A 3,045-nucleotide genomic window follows, 5' to 3' on the forward strand; every position below is an offset into this window, starting at 1 on the left:
TCGTCAAGATCGTAATCTTCATCAAAATCCTCATCGAATTCATCATTCACGTAATACTCAAGCTGCTGAGAATTTTCAAGAGCAGTTTGAAGATATTTCTCGTCCAAACCGTTTTCTCTGTATCCCTGCAAAATCGTGTTGTAATACTGCTGACTCGGTGGAGAAATTGTCCCACGATTCATCAGATATGCCATACCTTCGTAGGTTTTTCCGTCCATTTCAAAGGTCATTTTTTCCTGCCTGTAGAAACTGGGGTAGCCTTCGTATTTGTTAAGAGTAGGCAAATCCCTTTCGTCAAGCTCCCATATCAGAACGGGAACTCTTGCACCCTTATTCGGAACGATTGTTGCAACGCCCCTGAACTCTAATTCATAATCCTTGATTTCTGATGTTCCTACAACCTTTGAATGTGGACATCTGTATGCCATTTGCTCCAAATTTATATTGCTTCCATATGCAATATATAACTGTTTATTTTTCATTCTCTACCTCCGATCACATTGACATTTCCATGCCCATTTCTTCATCTTCTTCAAAGTTCTCACATTCGCTCTCTGTCGGCTCTGAATTTTCATCGGATACATTTTCGTTTAACTCCTGAACCTCGCTTACAGGCTCGACACGCTGCCCACGGGCGGCTTGCCGTTCAGCTTCACGTTTTTCTTTCAGCTTTGCTCTTGCGGCTATTCCGTCCTCCGGGTGCCGCCATGCAATATCGCCATCCAAATGTTTTAGCAAATGCGTTCTGCAATTCTTGAACTCATCTCCGATAAGTCCAAGATTCAAAAGCCATACACGAAAGCTGTACCGCATATTATCGCTTTGCGAAACGTGCGGAGAACAGTATTTCTTAGTCATTGCCGCATTGCTTATGGCAAGCGCAAGAACTATCTGACTTCTTACCTCTCCTGCATGAAGACTTCCGTTGTATGCCCTTATCTCGTAATGACCATGCTGAAAGAATGAGTGCAGATTGCAGATAACATATCGGCTATTTGAGTAATGCTGAAACTGTTCGCTCATTCTGCCGTGATACCAAAGCCCCTTTATTTCTTCCATATCTTTAGGCTTTTTTCGGTTAATTTCCTCGATGAACTGCTTATCCATCTTGTGACAGTAGGATTCACGAGCAGAAGAAACCTGCAAAGCGTCCCACAGAAAGTCCTCCTTACTTGCAAAAATATTTACAAGATTGCGTATCTGCTGCGGAGTGTAATCGTCTGCCGAAATGTGTATATGCGTGCCTGCACAATATCTCGGACCTGTTACTCCGCCCGCTTTTCTAAGAGCTCGTACAACCTCCTGCAAAAGCGGAATATCCCCATATTCAAGAACAGGAGAATTCATTTCCACACTGTAGGATTTGGAAGCTCGGTCGCCGTTTGCATTGTAACAGTTGATACTTCCGTCGTACACAATAGACCAATCCCTGCTTTTAATATCTTTAACCGTATATTTATCATAAGTGCCACCCTCATGGACAACCTCTCCTCCCAGAACACCTGAAAGCGCTTTTGCCGCCTGACAGCGAGTTAAGCCTGTCATTTCTATCTCAATGCCAAAATTTCTTGTCTTTATCCCATCAAAATTGCCTGCCAAATAACCGCCTCCCAACAAAAACAGCCTGCAGATTTCTCCGCAAGCCGTAAATTTAATCGTTATTCAATTTCCGTTCTAACTTCGTATCCGCCCTTGAAAATCACCAATATTTCGGTCTTACTCAGTACTTTTATGCACTCGATTAATTTGCGTATCAGCACATTATCAAAGGTTTCCAACTCAAACTTTTCATGCTCTATCATATCCATAATTTCATCAAGTTTCGCCTGTGTTCCTTCTGAAGTTTTGTTCTGCAATTTCAGATTTTCAAGACGTTCGCTCAACTGCTGTTCTTCCGCATAAAGCTTTTCAAATTCACTGTCAAGCTTGTCCTCGTCGCAGCCGCCGGAGGCTATCAAATTGACTAAATCATTTCTTGCTTGGTCGATTTCCCTAAGTCTTTTTCCTGCAGCTAAAATTTCCTCCTGACCTTGACATTCAAGCACCGAACCAATATTCGCTTTTAAAATCCTTGCAATATCATTTCGGCAGGAATAGTAATTGTTTATCGCCCGAATTATCGCCTTATGGAGCTGTTCTTCCTTGATCGTAGGTGAATCGGGGCAGTACTTTTTACCGTGTTCCAGACGGCTTATGCACCGCCAGACCACCTGCTTTTTGCCGTTTCTTGACCACACCCTGCGTCTGTATGGAGTTCCGCAGTGACCGCATATCAGCAGCTCGGATAAAGCATATTTTCCGCTGTATTTGCCTTGCTCAGTTTTGGTTTTATCGCTGATTTTACGCTTGGAAGTTCGCCTTGCAAGCTCCTGCTGTACTCGGTTGAACGTGTCACGGTCAACTATCGGCGTATGATGGTCTGTCACAAGATACATAGGACGTTCACCGTTATTTTTCACCACTTTGTGAGTTATGCAGTCCACCGTAAAACTTTTTTGCAGAAGTGCGTCGCCGACATATTTTTCATTTTTCAGAATACGCTGAACCTCGCCTTTACTCCAAATATTTTTGCCTGTAGCCGTCCTTCTGCCCTGAGCCATAAGCGTATCTGCGATATTTAAAAGCGTGTATCCGTCAAGGTACATATTAAAAATCAGCTTAACTGTTTCCGCTTCTTCAGGAACTATTTCAGGCTTGCCGTCTGCACCTTTTTTGTAACCGAGAAGATATTTATACTGAAACTGTACCTTGCCCTCACGGTAAGCTTTTTCTTTTCCCCAGCTTACATTTTTGCTTATTGACTCCGATTCTGCCTGAGCAAAACTTCCGTACAGAGCTATCATAAATTCAGAAGTCATTGTCATCGTATTGATGTTCTCTTTCTCGAAAATCACTCCGATCCCGAGGTCTTTCAACTGTCGCACATATTCCAAACAATCCACAGTATTTCTGGCAAATCTTGATATCGACTTGGTAATTACAAGGTCGATTTTCTTGTTTCTGCACATACGGATCATGCGATTAAATTCGGTACGTTTTTTTGTC

General features: G+C 42.7%; 3 protein-coding genes. All 3 read right to left on the reverse strand.

Annotated elements, in window-relative coordinates:
• Window positions 1-482 (reverse strand): gamma-glutamylcyclotransferase family protein (locus QVO88_RS05845; protein ID WP_288177814.1); only part of this gene is annotated, 482 nt, incomplete at its 3' end.
• A 13-nt stretch (window positions 483-495) separates the two neighbouring features.
• Window positions 496-1,599, reverse strand: a complete 1,104-nt coding sequence (locus QVO88_RS05850) for an amidoligase family protein (RefSeq protein WP_022287576.1) — start codon at window positions 1,597-1,599, stop codon at window positions 496-498.
• A 59-nt stretch (window positions 1,600-1,658) separates the two neighbouring features.
• Window positions 1,659-3,045 (reverse strand): recombinase family protein (locus QVO88_RS05855; protein ID WP_288177815.1); only part of this gene is annotated, 1,387 nt, incomplete at its 5' end.

It is taken from the genome of Ruminococcus sp. CAG:57, assembly GCF_000435935.1.
Lineage (GTDB): Bacteria > Bacillota > Clostridia > Oscillospirales > Ruminococcaceae > Hominimerdicola > Hominimerdicola aceti.